17 protein-coding genes, 2 rRNA genes and 1 riboswitch are annotated in these 19,279 nt (G+C 42.8%); all 19 genes read right to left on the bottom strand.

Annotation, left to right across the window (positions count from 1 at the left end):
* Positions 1-410: 410 nt before the first annotated feature.
* Positions 411-1,676 (bottom strand): phosphoribosylamine--glycine ligase, encoded by a 1,266-nt coding sequence (gene purD / locus PBAT_RS15270; RefSeq protein ID WP_068650831.1) that lies wholly within the window; start codon positions 1,674-1,676, stop codon positions 411-413.
* A gap of 165 nt (positions 1,677-1,841) precedes the next feature.
* A complete protein-coding gene (gene purH, locus PBAT_RS15265) occupies positions 1,842-3,389 on the bottom strand; it encodes a bifunctional phosphoribosylaminoimidazolecarboxamide formyltransferase/IMP cyclohydrolase (RefSeq protein ID WP_068650830.1) in 1,548 nt (515 codons plus the stop codon).
* A gap of 159 nt (positions 3,390-3,548) precedes the next feature.
* Positions 3,549-4,169: a phosphoribosylglycinamide formyltransferase gene (purN, locus tag PBAT_RS15260; protein ID WP_068650829.1), complete on the bottom strand. Its 621-nt coding sequence runs from the start codon at positions 4,167-4,169 to the stop codon at positions 3,549-3,551.
* Positions 4,169-5,209 (bottom strand): phosphoribosylformylglycinamidine cyclo-ligase, encoded by a 1,041-nt coding sequence (gene purM, locus PBAT_RS15255; RefSeq protein WP_068650828.1) that lies wholly within the window; start codon positions 5,207-5,209, stop codon positions 4,169-4,171. Before purM ends, purN begins: the two co-directional genes overlap by 1 nt.
* A gap of 78 nt (positions 5,210-5,287) precedes the next feature.
* Positions 5,288-6,796 (bottom strand): amidophosphoribosyltransferase, encoded by a 1,509-nt coding sequence (gene purF, locus PBAT_RS15250; protein WP_246168430.1) that lies wholly within the window; start codon positions 6,794-6,796, stop codon positions 5,288-5,290.
* Complete coding sequence (gene purL, locus PBAT_RS15245; RefSeq protein ID WP_068650827.1) at positions 6,781-9,024, bottom strand: phosphoribosylformylglycinamidine synthase subunit PurL; 2,244 nt, start codon at positions 9,022-9,024, stop codon at positions 6,781-6,783. Before purL ends, purF begins: the two co-directional genes overlap by 16 nt.
* Positions 9,002-9,688: a phosphoribosylformylglycinamidine synthase subunit PurQ gene (purQ, locus tag PBAT_RS15240; protein ID WP_068650826.1), complete on the bottom strand. Its 687-nt coding sequence runs from the start codon at positions 9,686-9,688 to the stop codon at positions 9,002-9,004. Before purQ ends, purL begins: the two co-directional genes overlap by 23 nt.
* A 4-nt stretch (positions 9,689-9,692) precedes the next feature.
* Positions 9,693-9,938, bottom strand: coding sequence for a phosphoribosylformylglycinamidine synthase subunit PurS (gene purS, locus PBAT_RS15235; RefSeq protein WP_068591829.1), 246 nt, complete (start codon positions 9,936-9,938; stop codon positions 9,693-9,695).
* A 36-nt stretch (positions 9,939-9,974) separates the two neighbouring features.
* Complete coding sequence (locus PBAT_RS15230) at positions 9,975-10,859, bottom strand: phosphoribosylaminoimidazolesuccinocarboxamide synthase (RefSeq protein WP_068650825.1); 885 nt, start codon at positions 10,857-10,859, stop codon at positions 9,975-9,977.
* A 41-nt stretch (positions 10,860-10,900) separates the two neighbouring features.
* Positions 10,901-12,196 carry an adenylosuccinate lyase gene (gene purB / locus PBAT_RS15225; protein ID WP_068650824.1) on the bottom strand — a complete coding sequence of 432 codons (1,296 nt, stop codon included), beginning with the start codon at positions 12,194-12,196 and terminating at the stop codon, positions 10,901-10,903.
* 4 nt (positions 12,197-12,200) lie between these two features.
* Positions 12,201-13,388, bottom strand: a complete 1,188-nt coding sequence (purK, locus tag PBAT_RS15220; protein WP_068650823.1) for a 5-(carboxyamino)imidazole ribonucleotide synthase — start codon at positions 13,386-13,388, stop codon at positions 12,201-12,203.
* On the bottom strand, positions 13,385-13,870 hold the full coding sequence (gene purE, locus PBAT_RS15215) for a 5-(carboxyamino)imidazole ribonucleotide mutase (RefSeq protein WP_068650822.1): 486 nt from the start codon (positions 13,868-13,870) through the stop codon (positions 13,385-13,387). The genes purK and purE overlap by 4 nt, the downstream gene beginning before the upstream one ends.
* Before the next feature lie 223 nt (positions 13,871-14,093).
* Positions 14,094-14,195, bottom strand: a riboswitch (purine riboswitch).
* Between the two features lie 181 nt (positions 14,196-14,376).
* Positions 14,377-14,811, bottom strand: a complete 435-nt coding sequence (locus PBAT_RS15210) for a universal stress protein (protein ID WP_068650821.1) — start codon at positions 14,809-14,811, stop codon at positions 14,377-14,379.
* 24 nt (positions 14,812-14,835) lie between these two features.
* Entirely contained in the window at positions 14,836-15,099 is a 264-nt protein-coding gene (locus PBAT_RS15205) for a DUF1294 domain-containing protein (protein WP_068650820.1), read from the bottom strand.
* A 106-nt stretch (positions 15,100-15,205) separates the two neighbouring features.
* Positions 15,206-17,338: a DNA topoisomerase III gene (locus tag PBAT_RS15200; RefSeq protein ID WP_068650819.1), complete on the bottom strand. Its 2,133-nt coding sequence runs from the start codon at positions 17,336-17,338 to the stop codon at positions 15,206-15,208.
* A 192-nt stretch (positions 17,339-17,530) separates the two neighbouring features.
* Positions 17,531-17,668, bottom strand: coding sequence for a hypothetical protein (locus PBAT_RS25625; RefSeq protein ID WP_169810126.1), 138 nt, complete (start codon positions 17,666-17,668; stop codon positions 17,531-17,533).
* A 47-nt stretch (positions 17,669-17,715) separates the two neighbouring features.
* Positions 17,716-18,453 (bottom strand): acyl-[acyl-carrier-protein] thioesterase, encoded by a 738-nt coding sequence (locus PBAT_RS15195; RefSeq protein ID WP_068650818.1) that lies wholly within the window; start codon positions 18,451-18,453, stop codon positions 17,716-17,718.
* Positions 18,454-18,676: 223 nt separating this feature from the next.
* Positions 18,677-18,793 (bottom strand): 5S ribosomal RNA (gene rrf, locus PBAT_RS15190).
* Positions 18,794-18,933: 140 nt separating this feature from the next.
* Positions 18,934-19,050, bottom strand: a 5S ribosomal RNA gene (gene rrf / locus PBAT_RS15185).
* Between the last annotated feature and the right edge of the window lie 229 nt (positions 19,051-19,279).

The raw sequence follows: 19,279 nt of genomic DNA, 5'->3' as shown, positions 1-19,279 counted from the left end.
CTACAGAACAATCCCGTCCTCTTCGCTAGATGCAGTTTAAGGATCAATTGTTATTCAGCTATACTATTTGCTTCATAGTATGTAAAGAGGCCTTCCTTTTGCCAGGAAGGCCTCTTTTTAAGTTCTATTGCTTTAGGATCTATTTATTAGATCTCTCTATTTCTTATCCGCTCTTGTTCCCCCTGTATTACAATAATACTTTAACTCTTGCTAAATTTGCTAGACCACTATATCTACTTGTTTCTGTATCATACCTCTTACTATTACATCTTGCTATTACTTCTTACGATAAATGTCTTACTATAGCTTCTTGCTATGTCTAGCATCATCTAGCTGTATCGTACTTCTTCGATTACTTATTACTTCTTATCTTGCTCATGCTATATCTTACTTTTAGCTATCCACACTTACTAAAGCAATGCCTTCGCAGCAATATCTGTTCGAAGATGTTTGCCCTCGAAGTCAATATGAGCTGCTTCACTGTATGCTTTAGCACGGGCCTCAGCGATGTCTGCACCGAGTCCGACAACACCCAGAATTCGTCCACCATTCGTGATCCATTCGCCAGTCTCAGTCTTAGCCGTTCCTGCATGGAATACGAGTGCGTCCTTTACGTCTTCCAGACCATCAATTACGATGCCTTTAGGGTAGGATGCAGGGTAGCCACCTGAGGCTAGTACGACACATACAGCAGCCTCCTCACTCCATTCAATCTCGATGTCAGCCAGTGTTCCGTTCACGGCTGCCAACATGATTGCAAGCAAGTCACTTTTCAACCTTGGAAGTACAACTTGCGTCTCCGGATCTCCAAAACGTGCATTGAATTCAATCGTCTTCGGTGTTCCATCAGGCGAAATCATCAATCCAGCGAACAATATCCCTGTGAAATGACGTCCTTCCGCAACCATTGCCTTAGCCGTCGGCTTGATAATCTTCTCAATAGCTTCTTCAATAATAGCTGAATCAATATGTGGAAGTGGAGAATAGGTTCCCATCCCTCCGGTATTAGGTCCTTGATCGTTGTCGAATACTTGCTTGTGATCCTGAGCAGCAACCATCGGTCGAACCGTCTCACCATCTACAAAAGCAAGGATAGACATTTCTTGCCCAGCAAGAAATTCTTCAATTACGACATGACTTCCAGCATCACCGAACACTTTGTTCACCATAATATCATGTAATGCAGATTCTGCTTGCTCCATTGAAAAAGCAACCGTAACCCCTTTTCCTGCTGCAAGTCCATCTGCTTTGATAACGATAGGAACTTCCTGATTCAGTAGATATGCTTTTGCATCTTCGTAATTATCGAACTTCTCATATGCTGCCGTTGGAATATCATATTTGTGTAGTAAATCTTTCATGAAAGTCTTGCTACCTTCTATTTCTGCTGCATTCTTACGTGGTCCAAACACTGGAATATCTCTAGCTTCAAAAGCATCTACGATTCCATCCACTAATGGATCATCGGGTCCGATCACAACAAAATCTATATTATTCTCAATCGCAAATTTCGTCAGTCGATCAAATTCACTTACAGCAATCGGTACGCATTTCGCAATGGTTCCAATTCCAGCATTGCCCGGCGCACAGTATATGCGTCCAGCCTGCGGGCTCTTCGCTAGTGCCCATATGATGGCGTGTTCACGACCCCCACCGCCTACGACCAATATGTCCATGTTCGCCTCTCCCTCTTCGCACGTTATTCATTGCCTATTAGACTCTTTACATGCTTCACGAAATCTTTCGCTAGATAGGTTCACATTCTCCTAAATATGACGCGATCTCATGGTACGGCCACTCATTCTTATCCCACATCAGAACGAGTGGCTAATGACTATTCTTTAGTGTTTAAAGTGACGAACACCTGTGAATACCATTGCAATGCCATGTTCATTTGCTGCTTTAATGGACTCTTCGTCCTTGATTGAACCACCCGGTTGGATGATCGCAGTAATGCCGGCTTTAGCTGCAAATTCAACGGTATCTCCCATTGGGAAGAATGCATCTGAAGCAAGGACTGATCCTTTAGCCTTATCTCCCGCTTGCTCAATCGCAATCTTCGCTGAACCAACACGATTCATCTGGCCTGCACCTACACCGACTGTCATGTTATCTGCTGCAAGAACAATCGCATTAGATTTAACATGCTTAACTACTTTCCATCCGAACAATAACTGCTTTAATTCATCTTCTGTTGGTTTACGGTCCGTAACAACATTCAACTCTGCAACATTTACAGAATGAACATCACTTTCTTGAACGACCATCCCACCATCAATCGAGGTTAATAGGAATTGGCTGTTACGATCTTCAGATGAACCGAATTCACCCATTTTCAACAAACGTAGGTTTTTCTTCTTTGTTAGAATCTCAAGCGCTTCAGGCGTGAAGTCTGGTGCAAGAATGATTTCTAAGAAAATATCTTTCAATAAGTCTGCTGTAGCTGCATCAATCGTACGATTCGCAGCTACAATCCCACCGAAGATAGAAGTAGGATCCGCATGATAAGCTTTTTGATAAGCCTCACATACATTACTTCCGATACCAACACCACATGGATTCATATGCTTAACTGCTACAACCGCAGGTTCATTAAATTCTTTCACGATTTGTAGCGCTGCATTCGCATCATTAATATTGTTGTAAGATAATTCTTTACCATGAAGCTGTTCAGCCGTTGTCAGCGTCCCAGCAGGAGCTAGCGGTTTACGATAAAATGCTGCCTTCTGATGCGGATTCTCACCGTACCGTAAGTCTTGTATTTTCTCATATGTCACAGTTAAACGCTCTGGCAATGGATCACCCGTTACATTCGACATATAATCAGAGATTAGGGCATCATAAGCCGCTGTGTGGCGGAACACTTTTGCCGCGAGCCGTTTGCGAGTCTCTAGTGTTGTGTCTCCATCCTTACGGATTTCTTCAAGCACAGCACTGTAATCGCTAGAATCTACAACCACACTAACGAATGCATGGTTCTTAGCACCTGAACGGAGCATGGTAGGTCCGCCGATGTCAATGTTCTCAATAGCTTCTTCATACGATACGTCTGGTTTAGCAATGGTTTCTTGGAAGGGATACAGGTTCACGACAACAAGGTCGATATAGCCAAGCTCCAATTCTTTCATCTGTTGTTGATGCTCCGCGTTATCGCGCACAGCTAATAGTCCACTGTGTACAGCCGGATGTAGTGTTTTAACACGCCCATCCATAATTTCCGGGAACCCTGTAACTTCTGAAATTCCGATAACTGGCACACCTTCTTTAGCAAGAAGACTGCTTGTTCCCCCAGTCGAAATAATCTCCACGCCCAATGCAGACAGTTCGCGGCAAAAATCCACGATGCCCTGTTTATCCGACACGCTGACTAACGCTCTCTTTATACTCACGAATTGGATCCTCCTTATATGTGTGACAGATTACCAAGCTCATTCACGCTTTGCTCGACAATCCGCCATGTTAAACGATAGCTTTCCATGCCACGAACAATATTTCCCGAGAAATATCGAAAAATCTTGCACACGTAATTACCCACTGACGAATTCTCGTTATTTATACGGCAATATTGTTACTTGTCTGTCGTTTAGTACTACACATCCTTGCGCAAACCATGACACAACCCGTGGATATAACTCCTGCTCTATAGCATGTATATCATTAGCAAGTGACTCTACCGTAGCATTAGACTCAATTTCGATACTTTGTTGAGCTATAATAGCCCCCGTATCCATTCCTCCATCCACAAAATGCACCGTAGCTCCCGTCAATTTGACACCATAGTTAAGGGCTTGAGGAATCGCATTCGTACCTGGAAAAGATGGAAGTAGCGATGGATGAATGTTGATTAGTCGTCCAGTATATTTGTCCACCATTACAGATGTTAACAATCGCATATAACCAGCTAGAACGACTAACTCTATATTAAGTGCATCTAATTGCTCCACGATCTCTAATTCATACGCCTCACGAGAAGAATAAGATTTAGGTGTAAACAAATGAACAGGTACGCCAGCATCACGTGCACGCTTGACAACAGGCGCCTCTGGCTTATCGCACACTAGCAATTCTACCTTCGCACCGCCGAGCAAGCCTTCTTGACTCGCATCCACTAGCGTTTGGAAATTGCTACCCTCACCAGAAGCAAATATTGCAATACGGTAATGACTCATTACACGTCAGCCCCTGTAAAGGTAACGATAGATTCACCCTCGTTTACACGGCCAATAATATAAGCTTCTTCTCCATTACTCTGTAGAATGCTAAGTGTTTCAACTGCATCCTCTTCGCGAACAACCAGTACCATACCGATCCCCATGTTAAAGGTTGTGAACATGTCACGATTTGTGATATTACCTTTATTCTGCATTAATTCAAATATAGGTAGAATCGGCCATGTACCATATTCAATGTCCACATTAACATGATCTGGTAACATCCGCGGTATATTCTCAATAAATCCACCGCCAGTAATATGAGCCATCCCTTTGACTTTCACCTTCTCAATTAGAGCCAATAAGGACTTCACATAAATCTTCGTTGGGATCAATAATGTATCTCCCAATTTGCCACCTAATTCAGCGATTTCATCCTGCAGATCATATCCTGATTGTTCAAGAAGAAGTTTACGAACTAAGGAGAATCCGTTACTGTGTACACCACTGGAAGCAAGCCCAATCACCGTGTCCCCAGGAGCGATAGTTGAACCATTAATGATGTTCTTCTTATCGACAATTCCTACCGTAAATCCAGCAATGTCATATTCGCCTTCGGAATACATACCAGGCATTTCAGCAGTCTCTCCACCCGTTAACGCACAACCTGCTTGATGACATCCTTCTGCAATTCCAGCTACGATCGCTTCAATCTTCTCTGGTCGTACTTTATCGCATGCAAGATAATCGAGGAAGAATAGTGGTTCTGCTCCTTGTACGATGATATCATTGACACACATCGCTACAGCATCAATCCCAATCGTATCGTGACGATCCATTGCGAATGCAAGCTTCAGCTTTGTCCCAACACCATCCGTACCAGATACTAGTACGGGCTCATCGTATTTACTTTTGTCCATTGCGAACAAAGCACCGAATCCCCCTAGATCCGTCATTACTTCTGGACGTAACGTCCGCTTCACATGCTTTTTCATACGTTCTACCGCTTCGTTTCCTGCAGCGATATCTACACCAGCACTTTTATAAGCTTCAGACACTTGTAAGAACACTCCTTCCATAATTGGCGAGCCTTATTTATAACAGCATTTACATGAATTATCTTGAGCAGATCGATATTAACAACCACATCCTGCTTTTTCTTCACCATCGAAATCAAGCGTTGTCGGATAATCATTATTGAAACAAGCGAGGCATAATCCACCGCTCGGATCATTTGCATTGTCTCCACCTACCGCGCTAATGAGTCCCTCTGGACTTAGAAAAGCCAGTGAATCTGCATTGATCTCACGACAAATTTCTTCTACTGTTTTATTAGCAGCAATTAGCTCTTTACGATCAGGTGTATCAATTCCGTAGTAACATGGATTCTTGAAAGGTGGTGAAGTAATCCGAACGTGCACCTCAGTGGCACCCGCTTCACGCAACAAGTTCACGATACGTAGGCACGTTGTACCTCGAACGATTGAATCGTCTATCATCACAACACGTTGACCTTCAACAACACCACGAACAGCACTGAGCTTCATTTTGACACCTTTTTCACGCAATTCTTGACTTGGTTGGATGAAGGTACGGCCTGTATATTTGTTCTTAATCAGACCAAGCTCATAAGGAATTCCTGTCTGTTCTGCATAACCAATCGCAGCCGAGATACTTGAATCCGGAACGCCAGTTACGATATCTGCATCAACGAACGATTCCAAAGCCATCCGACTACCCATTCTTTTACGCGAAGCGTGCAAATTCGAACCATTCAGGTCACTATCCGGACGAGCAAAGTAAATGTACTCCATCGCACATAAAGCTTTACGCTGTGGTTCAGTGTAGCGATCTTCCTTAAGCCCATCCTTATCTAGGATCAATAGTTCACCTGGTTGAATATCGCGTAATAGTTCAGCTCCAACCGTCTCAAGTGCACATGATTCTGAAGAAAATATATACGAGTCGCCTAATTTCCCCATCGTAATAGGACGAAGTCCATGAGGGTCAGAAGCTACAAGTAACTTATCATTCGTCATAATCAGGAAAGCGTACCCTCCAACGATACGTGCTAATGCATCTTTTGCTGCTTCCACTACACCCTTAGAAGAACGAGCAATCAAATGGGCAACAACTTCTGTATCACTAGTCGTCTGGAATATAGAACCGCTCTGTTCTAATTCATGTCGAATTTGCGGTGCATTAACTATATTTCCATTGGTCGCAATCGCTAAATCACCATCACGATATTTGAATATAAGTGGCTGCGCATTCGCTAGTCGGCTATCTCCACTGGTAGAATAACGTACATGTCCAATAGACATGTTACCTACCAATGATGCCATTGTGTCCTTATCGAATACTTCTTTCACTAGTCCCATTCCGCGGTGATAGTTAAATTCCTTACCATTCGCTACACACATCCCGCAACTTTCTTCTCCGCGATGTTGTAAAGAATGTAGTCCATAATAAGAGAGTGATGCAGCATCGGAGTGACCATACACTCCGAATACCCCACATTCCTCTTTTAACGTATCAAATATATCGTCCTTACCCGTACCTTCATTATAAAAGTCTCCGCTCCAAAGTGGATGAGACAAGGATTTATCGGACGCAAACTTTGCAGATGTTATTTCATGAGACACGGAATCGCATCCTTCCAAACCTGCTTCAAGGCTTCCACGGACTCATTCAGAGCATTCTTTCCATTGATATCAAGGACAAGGTTGCTTCCTCCAACAGTACCGATATTTACGACAGGAACACCATGTCCTTCGATGTAATTCTTCAACTGTTCAGCCTTTTCAGGAGTTGCAGATAACAAGATACGGGATTGACTCTCACTGAACAATGCGAAATCCGAACGAAGATCCGTTTCGATGTGAACTTGAGCACCAACACCACCACTTATACATGACTCAGCAACAGCTACAGAAAGACCACCTTCGGATAGATCATGTGCTGACTGAACAAGTCCACTTTGAATCGCACCAAGTACGGATGCCAGTAGTTTTTTCTCCACTTGGAGATCAAGTGCTGGCGGACGACCTTCAGCTACACCATGTAGAATCGTCTGGAATTCACTACCACCAAGTTCTGCCTTGGTATCACCAAGCAATAGGATCGTATCTCCTTCATTCTTGAAAGCTTGTGTCGTAATATGATCGATATCATGAACTAGACCTACCATACCAACCACTGGTGTTGGATAGATGGACCCGCCTGCGTTTTCGTTATACAGACTAACATTCCCACCAATGACCGGTGTATTTAATTCACGACAAGCCTCCGCCATACCATCAACAGCCTGCTCCATTTGCCAGAAAATTTCTGGTTTCTCCGGGTTACCAAAGTTCAGGTTATCCGTAATTGCGAGTGGCTCTGCTCCAGTACACACAATGTTTCTTGCCGCTTCACTGACTGCGATCTTACCTCCCACTTCGGGATCAAGATAAACATATCGACCGTTACAGTCTGTTGTCATCGCTAGACCCTTACGCGTTCCGTTTACGGTTACGACTGCAGCATCAGAACCTGGACGAACAGCCGTACTAGTACGAACCATATAATCGTATTGATCATATACCCATGCTTTGCTCGCCACAGTTGGAGAACCTAGAATCTGTTTCAATGCGCCACCAAGATCCGTCACTTCGTCATAACGAAGGGTATCTATTCTTTCGTTATTTACATAATAAGCAGGAACTGAAGATGGTTTATCATATACTGGGCATTCGTCAACTAGCGCAGTTACCGGCATATCTCCCACAACTTCCCCGCGATGTAACAGCTTCAAACGTCCATCGTCAGTTACCTTACCTACTTTGGCGCAGATAACCCCCCAACGATCAAATATTTCTTGAGCCTGTGCTTCATCTTTCGGTTCAACAACGAACAACATACGTTCTTGTGATTCAGATAACATCATTTCGTAAGGAGTCATACCTTCCTCACGTTGTGGCACTTGATCCAAGTATAGTTCTAGTCCGTTACCCGCTTTACTTGCCATCTCAGCACTTGAACATGTCAAACCTGCAGCACCCATATCCTGAATACCTAACACGATACCGCTATCGATTAGTTCCAGACATGACTCCATTACTAGCTTCTCCATGAATGGGTCACCAACTTGAACAGCCGTACGATTCGCTTCTGATTCTTCACTTAGTTCGATGGAGGCAAACGTAGCTCCGTGGATACCATCGCGACCCGTTGGTGGTCCAACATAAAACACTGGATTACCTACACCCTTCGCTACACCACGTTGGATTTTGTCATGATCGATCAATCCAACACACATCGCATTGACTAGTGGATTACCTTCGTAGCTCTCATCAAATACGACTTCGCCACCCACGGTTGGAATACCAATACAGTTACCGTATCCAGCAATACCAGATACCACATGTTCGAACAAATATTTCACACGATCACTTTCAAGCTTTCCGAATCGAAGGGAGTTCAATGTAGCGATCGGTCTTGCACCCATCGAGAAGATATCGCGAATAATTCCACCTACACCTGTAGCTGCTCCTTGGAAAGGTTCCACAGCTGAAGGGTGATTGTGACTTTCGATTTTGAATACAACAGCTTGGTTGTCACCAATGTCTACGATACCAGCGCCTTCACCAGGACCCATGAGAACACGTGGACCAGTCGTTGGGAACCGTCGTAACAAAGGCTTTGAATTCTTATATGCACAGTGCTCAGACCACATTACGCTGAATACACCGATTTCCGTATAGTTAGGTTTACGACCCATAAATTCACAGATCAACTCATATTCGCTCTCCGATACACCCATCTGCTGATATATATGTTGCTCTGCAATTTGCTCCGCAGTCGGTTCTTTAGCTGATACTTGCTGTGTCATGTGAATCCCTCCAAGACTTTAATATAGATGTAAACATGCGTTTACCATCTTCAGAACCAAATAGTGTATTTACTGCACGCTCTGGATGGGGCATCATTCCGATGACATTTCCACGTTCGTTACAAATACCTGCAATATCAGCAATTGAACCGTTAGGGTTATCGCCATATGTGAAGACAATCTGATTATTTAATCTCAACGCTTCAAGCGTCTCTTCATCACAGTAATAATTCCCCTCACCATGAGCGATTGGAATGATGACTTCTTCATTCTTAGCATATTCACGTGTGAACGGCGTTTCATTATTAACGACCTTAAGAACCGTATCATGACAACGGAATTTCATCGACTCGTTACGACGAAGTGCGCCAGGTAACAAGCCCGCTTCCGTTAGAATCTGAAAACCATTACATATACCTAAAATGAATTTCCCTTGTTCAGCAGCCTTAGCAACCTCAGCCATGACGGGTGCAAACCGTGAAATCGCACCGCAACGTAAGTAGTCGCCATAAGAGAAGCCACCTGGAACTAGAATACAATCATAAGCAGAAAGATCCGTAGCTGTGTGCCATACATAATCCACAGACTCACCAATCTCTTCTACCGCTTTATAACAGTCAATATCACAATTGGAACCTGGAAATACTAAGACAGCAAATTTCATGGCATTAGCCCTCCAATTCGTAACGGTAATCCTCGACTACCGTATTAGCTAGTAGCTTCTCGCACATGGCCTTCAAACGTTCTTCCGCCTCAGCGCGGTCATTCGTATCTAACGTGAGTTCCATATATTTACCGATTCGTAGGCTCTCAACTTCTTGGAAGCCAATCGAATGAAGTGCTCCCTGAACAGCGACCCCTTGCGGATCCAATACGCCTTTTTTGACAGTTACATAAACCGTTGCTTTAATCATGATTCAAAGTTCCTCCTCAGAATGGCTAATAATTAATTACACTTCCGTTAATCGACGATAAATGTCCAGATACCTTCTTGTTGTCTCCTCAACGACTTCTTGTGGAAGTGGCTCAGGTTTACTATTCTTATCCCAAGACGAGGAAGCCAAGTAAGAGCGAACCGGCTCTTTGTCCATACTATCAATCTCAATATCTAGCTCATACTTTTCTTTCGCCCAGAAACGGGAAGAGTCCGGTGTAAATATTTCATCAATGAGAATCACTTGGCCATCCAAAATACCGAATTCGAACTTACAATCTGCTAGAATGATGCCTCTCTTATCACAATAATCACGAGCAAAGCTATATAATTTCAAGCTTCGTTCTTGTAATTCAAGTGCAATGTCTTCGCCTACCATTTGTTTCATCGTATCAAATGAAATATCTTCGTCATGACCAACATCATTCTTCGCTGCGGGGGTAAAGATAGGCGTATCAAACGCTTCGTTCTTCCGCATACCTTCGGAGAGCTTAATGCCATTCACTTCACCAGATTCCTGATATTGACGCCAACCACCGCCCGTAATATATCCACGTACGACGCATTCAATATCAATTCGCTCTGCCTTACGAGCGACCATAATCCGATTTCGTAGCAATTCCTTATCCTTGATTAGTTCCCCCAGCTGGTCAACATCCGTATGAACCACATGATTCATCATCAGGTCAGCTGTCTGTTCGAACCAGAATGCGCTTAACTGGTTAAGTACATTCCCTTTGTCAGGTACAGGAGGATCCAATACATAATCGAAGGCAGAAATACGATCTGTCACCACAATGAGGACATGTTCCCCCAAATCATAAAGCTCTCGCACTTTCCCCTTATACAACAGGGGTGCGTTAACAAGTTCCACAGCAGTAGAAACAGCTGTTGATGTCATGTCCTTGTCCTCCCTCACGGTATGATACTCTATCTATATTGTTAGACTAGACCTAATTTAGTGAAAATCGTATCTACATGCTTCAAATGCCAGCTCGGGTTAAAGGCATCATCGATCTCATCAGCGCTTAGCACTTCTGTAATCTCAGGCGTTGACTCGATAATGTCGCGGAACTGACGTTTCTCTTCCCAAGCCTGCATCGCGCGAGGTTGAACAGTATCATACGCCTGTTCACGGCTCAAGCCTTTATCAATCAACTTCGTCAAGACACGGCCAGAGAATGGCACGCCAAAGGTACAAGCCATGTTACGCTTCATATTCTCAGGGAAGACCGTCAAATTCTTAATAATATTTCCTAGACGGTTCAACATGTAGTTAAGTAACATTGTCGCATCTGGAAGAATGATGCGTTCTACTGAGGAATGTGAAATATCACGCTCATGCCAAAGGGTTACGTCTTCATATGCAGTCACCATGTGCCCACGGATGACACGCGATAGTCCTGAAATATTCTCACAACCAATTGGATTACGTTTATGAGGCATTGCAGAGGAACCCTTTTGGCCTTTTGCGAAAGCTTCTTCTACCTCACGTACTTCACTCTTTTGTAACGCACGAATTTCCGTAGCGAATTTATCCAATGACGTAGCAACCAAAGCCAATGTTGCCATATACTCCGCATGACGATCACGTTGCAATGTTTGAGTCGAGATGGGTGCTGCTGTCGTACCTAACTTATTACATACAAACTCTTCAACAAAAGGATCAATGTTCGCGTAAGTTCCGACAGCTCCTGACATTTTACCGAACTGAACGCCATTTGCTGCATGACGGAAACGCTCTAAGTTACGTTTCATTTCTTCATACCATAATGCCATTTTGAGTCCGAATGTCGTTGGCTCTGCATGTACACCATGCGTACGGCCCATCATTGCAGTATCTTTGTAAGCTATAGCTTTATTTTTCAGAATCTCTATGAAATTAAGAATATCCTTCTCTAGAATCTCATTGGCTTGAAGCAATACATATCCAAGTGCTGTATCAACAACATCAGTAGAAGTTAGTCCGTAGTGCACCCACTTACGTTCTTCCCCAAGGCTTTCAGACACGGAACGCGTAAATGCGATGACATCATGGCGTGTTTCTAGTTCAATTTCACTAATTCGAGCGATATCAAATTTTGCATTCTGACGAATTAATACGGTATCTTCTTTCGGAATAACACCGAGTTCTGCCCATGCTTCACAAGCACAAAGTTCTACTTCTAACCACGAATTAAATTTGTTCTCTTCTGTCCATATGGCACGCATTTCTGGTCTACTATAACGTTCAATCATCTTTTTATTGCCTCCAAATATTCGTATGTTCTACCCAATCCAGCCCATCTTCCACATCTTTGCAAAGTAAGTTGATATGACCCATTTTGCGATTATGCTTACTATCAGTCTTACCATATAAATGAAGTTTAGGTATAATCCCTAACTCTGTTACTTCCTCATCTTGTTCCCCGGTTCTCTGTATAACTGCATCCAGATGTTGACCGAGTACATTAACCATAACTACAGGACTCAATAATGTTGTATCTCCCAGTGATAGGTTACAGATCGCGCGTACGTGCTGCTCGAACTGTGAAGTTGTACAAGCTTCCATCGTATAGTGTCCTGAATTATGTGGTCTTGGAGCTAATTCATTCACATACAACTGACCATTCTCTGTAACGAACATTTCTACAGCCAGTAGTCCCACAACTTCCATCTTCGCTGCAAGTGTTTCTGCAAGCCTTCTCGCTTCTCTCTGGATATGGGCTTCTATCCTTGCAGGTACAATAGATAGATGTAGTATATTGTTTTGGTGAATATTTTCCGATATCGGGAAGCTCTTCACTTCACCATTCGGATTGCGTGCAGCTATTACTGATATTTCACAAGCGAACGGAATGAATTGCTCAAGCACAAGTTCTCTTCCAGATGCTTCTAGTTCAGTGTAAGCATTCGCTATTTGATCCTCACTCCGAATGACAACTTGACCTTTCCCATCATATCCACCTGTAGCCGTCTTCAATACAGATGGATAACCCAGTTCTGCCAGGGCTTGTTCTAGACTAGCTAATCCTTCGATCACACGATAGGGTGCAACAGGAACGCCTGCCGCTTCAATAGCTGCCTTCTCACGTAAACGATGTTGCGTCGTATATAGCAGTTTGCTTCCTTGGGGAACATAGGATTCCTTGACAAGTATCGCAGCCACACCAGCGTCAATATTCTCGAACTCGTAAGTGATGACATCAGAGATTGTTGCCATTTCACGAGCTGCATCTACATCGTCATATTCTGCTACAATTTGTCGAGCAACAGGACTGCTAGGTGATTGTATTGTTGGATCTAGCGTTACGAATTGATATCCCATTGCTGTACCTGCAAGTGAGATCATTCTTCCTAATTGCCCTCCACCTAGAATACCAATCGTACTTCCTGGTAGCAACGTCCTTGCTACTTGATCAGTCTCACCTTCAGAAGACTTATGACTCATAGATCATCACTACTTTCTAACACTTCATCACGAATGGCATCCCTACGGTTCTGAACACGTTGTTGAACTTCCGGATCAAAGGCTCCGATCATTTGGGCTGCGAGCAATCCTGCATTGGTTGCTCCTGCTTTGCCAATAGCTACTGTCGCCACAGGTACCCCCCCTGGCATTTGCACAATGGAGAGTAAGGAATCCAGACCATTTAATGCCTTCGATTGAACCGGAACACCGATAACTGGAAGGATTGTCTTCGCCGCTACCATACCTGGTAGATGCGCTGCTCCTCCTGCTCCAGCAATAATAACCCGAATCCCTCGCCCTGCAGCTTCTTCTGCAAAAGTGAACATTAGATCAGGTGTACGATGAGCCGAGACTACCTTCTTCTCGTATGGAATTTGTAGATCATCTAACATCTGACAAGTATACTGCATTGTCTCCCAATCTGACTTGCTACCCATAATTACAGCGACTACTGGCAACATGCTTCAACCCACTTTCTTCGCGATTCATTGATATATATAAATATATAAATTAATAACAGCACCAAAGAATATATGAAGACCAAAAAGTCCGGAACCCCAAGAAAATACTGCTATTTTCGGGACACCGGACATAGGAAGGAACACTCCACCCCGTTGTCATTTCCTTCTCCTTAAGGGAGCATTTCCCGACAATGGTAATCGAAACCTCAGAATATCTCATAGCGTTTCGATAGTATTCCCCCGTAGTCCGAACATTTACGGTGTTCAGGTAGAGACTTCCGGGCCCTATTCCCAGATTTATACGAGATCATTAAATGAGTTATATATTATTGTTATTATTTCTTATTTCACTTGCTTAGTTTAACAATCTCTATCACCCTATGTCAACTCAAACACGAACATTTATAAACAACGTAAATTTATTGTTCGCTTTTTGCCATAAAATCAACTAAATAAAGCCAGTACATCCTAATACTACAGATGCACTGGCTTTGAGTAATATCGTCTTATTTCACAACGAGTACTGGGATACGAGCATGTTGAACAACATTATGGCTAACACTGCCAAGTACAAATTCACGAATGCCACCAAGACCACGACTACCAATGATAATGACATCTGAATTGTTCTTTTTCGAATAATCAAGAATAATTTCAGCAGGAGCGCCCTGAATCAATTCCACAGTTCCTGTTACACCAGCAACCTCAAGGCGCTGCTTAGCTATCTCTACCGTTTGTTCGGCCAGATCATAATATTCTTTGGTGACTGAAGTCGAAATCGGTGCATACGCTTCTCCAAAATATACTCGTGGAAAACCGAATACATGAATAACCGAAATCTTTGCATTGGGTGTTACTTGTAACATAGAAATAGCGTGATCTAACGCTTTGTTGGAAGCTTCGGAACCATCAAATGCTACTAAAATATTAGAATATAACATGAGCTACACCTCTTTCTGAATGACTTATCTGATAAAATACCCGTACAACACGGCGTTCATAAAGAGAAGCATAGGAATTCCTATCCGGAAGCTTAAATGTCTTGTCTTATGTCGCTTGCGATACATCGCAATAATAACACCTAATGCTCCACCGATCGCAGCTAATAGAAACAATGTTTTTTCCGGTACTCGATCACGCCTCTTCTGAGCTCGTCTCTTGTCTTCAGACATGACCAGATAACCCACCATGTTAATTATAATAAACCAAATCCATAGTGCAGTAATCATCTGTTACATGTCCTCCTTTTATTCGAAAATGATAGACTTACTCTTCTATTATAGAACTACCACGTACAGGAAACAATCCATCTCCTGGATCTCATCGCTATACACATCAACCTTTGTTCTTTTTCTCCAGTGCAGCTTTAAGTAAGTCCCCTAGATTCGAACCCGTGGTTTCTTGCTGTGTATACTTCTCTACCAATTTTCGTTCTTCGCGTTTATTGATATGTTTCTTGTCTTGATTAAGCGTCTCCGTAATTCCACATGTCAGGCACTGCACGTATAGTCCAGCCTTACCTTCCTTCATATCCATCTTCTTATGACATTGCGGACAACGACGGTTTGAGACTCTCTTATCATCCGAACGACGATAACCACAATCTTCTTTTGGACAAGTCAACAATGTACCTCGTTTATTCTTCTTCTCTAGTAGCCGAGTATTACATTCTGGGCAATGACTATTAGACACATTATGAGGTTTGTATTCAACCGAACTTCCTTTGACACCTGCCACAAGTTCCTTAGACATACTACGGATTCCTTGTAAAAATAATTCTGGACTTCCTTCACCACGAGCAATCTTCTCTAACTCCGATTCCCATTTAGCCGTTAGTTCTGGCGTACGTAGCTGTGGGGACACCAATTCTATCAACTGCTTACCTTTGCCTGTCGGATGAAGTATATTCCCCTTACGTTCAATCGTGTCTGATGACACTAACTTCTCAATAATATCTGCGCGGGTAGCTGGTGTTCCAAGTCCATGCTTCTCCATTTGTGAGAGTAGTAATGCTTCAGTATATCGCTTCGGCGGTAACGTACGACCAGGGCGAACCGTGCAACGTTGTACTTCCACCGATTCTCCAACATGTAATTCTGGCAATACAGACCTTGTATCTCGTTGATCTGATGGTTCATCCTCATCTGCATCATCGGCCACATCGCCACCGTACACTTCACGCCAACCGATATCCTTTACTGTCGTCCCTTTCGTATGAAGGCTCTCATTCTCTATTTTCACTGTAACAGCAACATCATCATAACGAGCAGGTGGATAGAAGAGACTTATAAATCGACGAACAATAAGATCATAAAGCTTTCTTTCCTCAGAATTAAGTAGGTTCAGAAGAACTGTCTCTTCAGTAGGAATAATAGCGTGGTGATCACTTACTTTACTATCATCTACGATTCGTTTAGTGATGTTTAGATTTCTGCGTAACAAAGGACGGGCAAATGTTGCATAAGGACCCACTGCTACGCTTTCTAAGCGTTCCTTGAAAGTATCTATCATGTCCGATGTTAAATAACGGCTATCTGTTCGTGGATACGTGACTAATTTATATTGTTCATAGAGACGTTGCAGCACATTTGAGGTTTGTTTTGCTGAGAATCCATAACGTTTGTTAGCATCACGCTGAAGTTCAGTCAGATCGTACGCAAGTGGATGTGGTTCTACTTTTTCTGATTTATTAACCTTTTCAACAATGCCGGCCTTCCCTTGGAACTTCTTCTGTAACACTACAGCTTGATTACGATCAAACATTCGTGCGTCTCCGTTGGTAGCTCTCCATGTAGCTGTGAAGTTACCTAGATCAGCAGTCAATGTGTCATATTCCTCTGAACGGAAATGAATTATTTCCTTCTCGCGATCCATAATCATTCCAAGTGATGGTGTCTGGACTCTCCCTGCTGATAACTGAGCTCCGAATTTACAAGTTAATGCTCTTGTAATATTCAATCCAATCATCCAGTCAGCTTCAGCTCGACAGCGGGCAGATTCATACAATCGATCGAACTGACTTCCTGGCTTCAGTGTCGCGAAACCTTCCTTGATCGCTTTGTCCGTCTGTGAAGAAATCCACAATCTCTGAAATGGCTTATTCCACTTGATCATGTTCAATATCCAACGTGCTAACAATTCACCTTCACGCGCTGCATCCGTTGCAACAATTAAGTTGCTAATATCCTGTCGTCTTGCTTGCTGCTGAACGACTTTAAATTGTTGACTTGTCTCCCTCAGCACTTTCAAATTCATCGATTCCGGCAGAATAGGAAGGTCCTCCAAATTCCAAGCTGCAAATTTACGATCATAATCCTCCGGCTCCGCCAATCCAACAAGATGTCCCAGTGCCCAAGTCACAATATATTGAGGTCCTTCGAAATAACCTTTATGTTTTTCTTTACTCCCCATCACTCGCGCGATTTCCCGTGCAACGGAAGGCTTTTCTGCTAATATTAAAGATTTCATAATCCGCCTCTTTCTTATTTCATCTGTCTTGTTGTCCTGCCCTCTTGTACTTGGCTAGACAATCCTTCATTATTATAACATTGATGATACCCCTGACTAAAAAGTCAAAAGGTCTAATACGAATTCGTATTAGACCTTTCCCAAGAATATTCACTTACTAACTCAATGACTGCGTTAACTAAATTTACACGATTACGACTCGGACTTCGGAATTCCATTTAGACTCGCTGGATATTCCTTTGCTTTATCCGGGCTAAGGCTGGTTGATTTCTCTTTAATACTTGCTTTATTGCGTTGGAGATTGGATTTCAACGGTTTTTGATCTGGCATAATATCACCTCTCCAATATCATTTACACGAAATGGTCTAGTTATTCTCTATTCCTTCATTCGTAGACACGCATCGTAATATCGTGCTCCTTCTACTGACTGCCCTCTGAAATAGATTACCCCATCCCTTACTTTCGAACGTAGGATATGAATAACTTCACCCCTTTGGACTTCATGATGATACGTAATATGAAAGCCATGAATAGATGCCTTCTCTAACTCCTCTACTGTCAAAGCATCCATGCACAAATCCGCATAACGAGCATTATTTAAATGACCATTACTATCAATCCCACTATAACGTGCCGTCATCGTGTATGAATCATATAACTCCACTTCATCTGAAATATTCATTTTATCAGGTACAGGTCCAACCGAGTCTTCAGAATAAGGATTTATTTCAAAAGGATAGGCTGAGGGTCTCAGAACTTTACGTTTATTCGTATTAACAAGTGCCCACAATGTGCATGCTTTAGCAATTTCCTGATTATTCTCATCAAATATCCTGAAATCTCTTAACCACAACGGACCCTTCGTTCCTTTATTCCATGTCGTTATGGTTATCATTTCATTAAATCTGGGCAACCGTTCGCATACTAAATCAATTGTTGTCAGCATCCACCCCATGTTGTGGGCAACCATTTGATCGCGCGTCCCACCCATATGCTCCACATCGCCGTCCGCAGCACGTTGCATCAGACTTAACAGATTAGATAATCGACAAGTTGCATTATGATCAATTTCATTTGAGTAAATTAGATGCTCCACTGTCCAAGTATTTCCCATGTATCTACTTCTCTCCTATTTCTATATAATTACTTTAGCATTCCACAAACTTTATCAAATTACTTCTACAAAGGCTCATTAATTTTAAACTACCAATACTATAATACTAACCTAGTATTGTCAGATGATTCTACAAGATCATATTTAATTTTCGCAATAATAGATTTAAAAAAACCAAAAAAAGAAATACCGTCAATCGAACTCAACGGTATTTCTTGTGTGTGCTTGGCGACGTCCTACTCTCCCAGGACCCTGCGGTCCAAGTACCATCGGCGCTGGAGGGCTTAACGGTCGTGTTCGGGATGGGTACGTGTGGAACCCCTCCGCTATCGCCACCAAACGGTAACAGCTTTATGTTGCATTAAATATTTATTTCTTGAAGTTTAAATCAAATCTATATTTCGAAATAGCTTCCTATTTCAATAGATAATAATCATAAAATGAATTACCATTGATATAAATCAACGATATTTCTTGTATGCTTGGCGACGTCCTACTCTCCCAGGACCCTGCGGTCCAAGTACCATCGGCGCTAGAGGGCTTAACGGTCGTGTTCGGGATGGGTACGTGTGGAACCCCTCCGCTATCGCCACCAAACATGATTTTTCGAAGCTTACGCTTCTCGAAATCGCTGCTAGAAAATATCAGTCCTTATAAAGGACATGCAGCTTAATTCAAGGTTTAATCCCTGAAAACTAGATACGAATGAATTTGCAGTTCAAAACTTGCATTTGCTTCTGGAACCTAAATTCCAAAATATTAGGATAAGCCCTCGACCGATTAGTATTGGTCAGCTCCATGCATTGCTGCACTTCCACCTCCAACC

It is taken from the genome of Paenibacillus antarcticus (assembly GCF_001637225.1).
Lineage (GTDB): Bacteria > Bacillota > Bacilli > Paenibacillales > Paenibacillaceae > Paenibacillus_AQ > Paenibacillus_AQ antarcticus.
The sequence above is the reverse complement of the archived record's forward strand: the minus strand, read 5'-3'. Positions and strand labels throughout refer to the sequence as shown.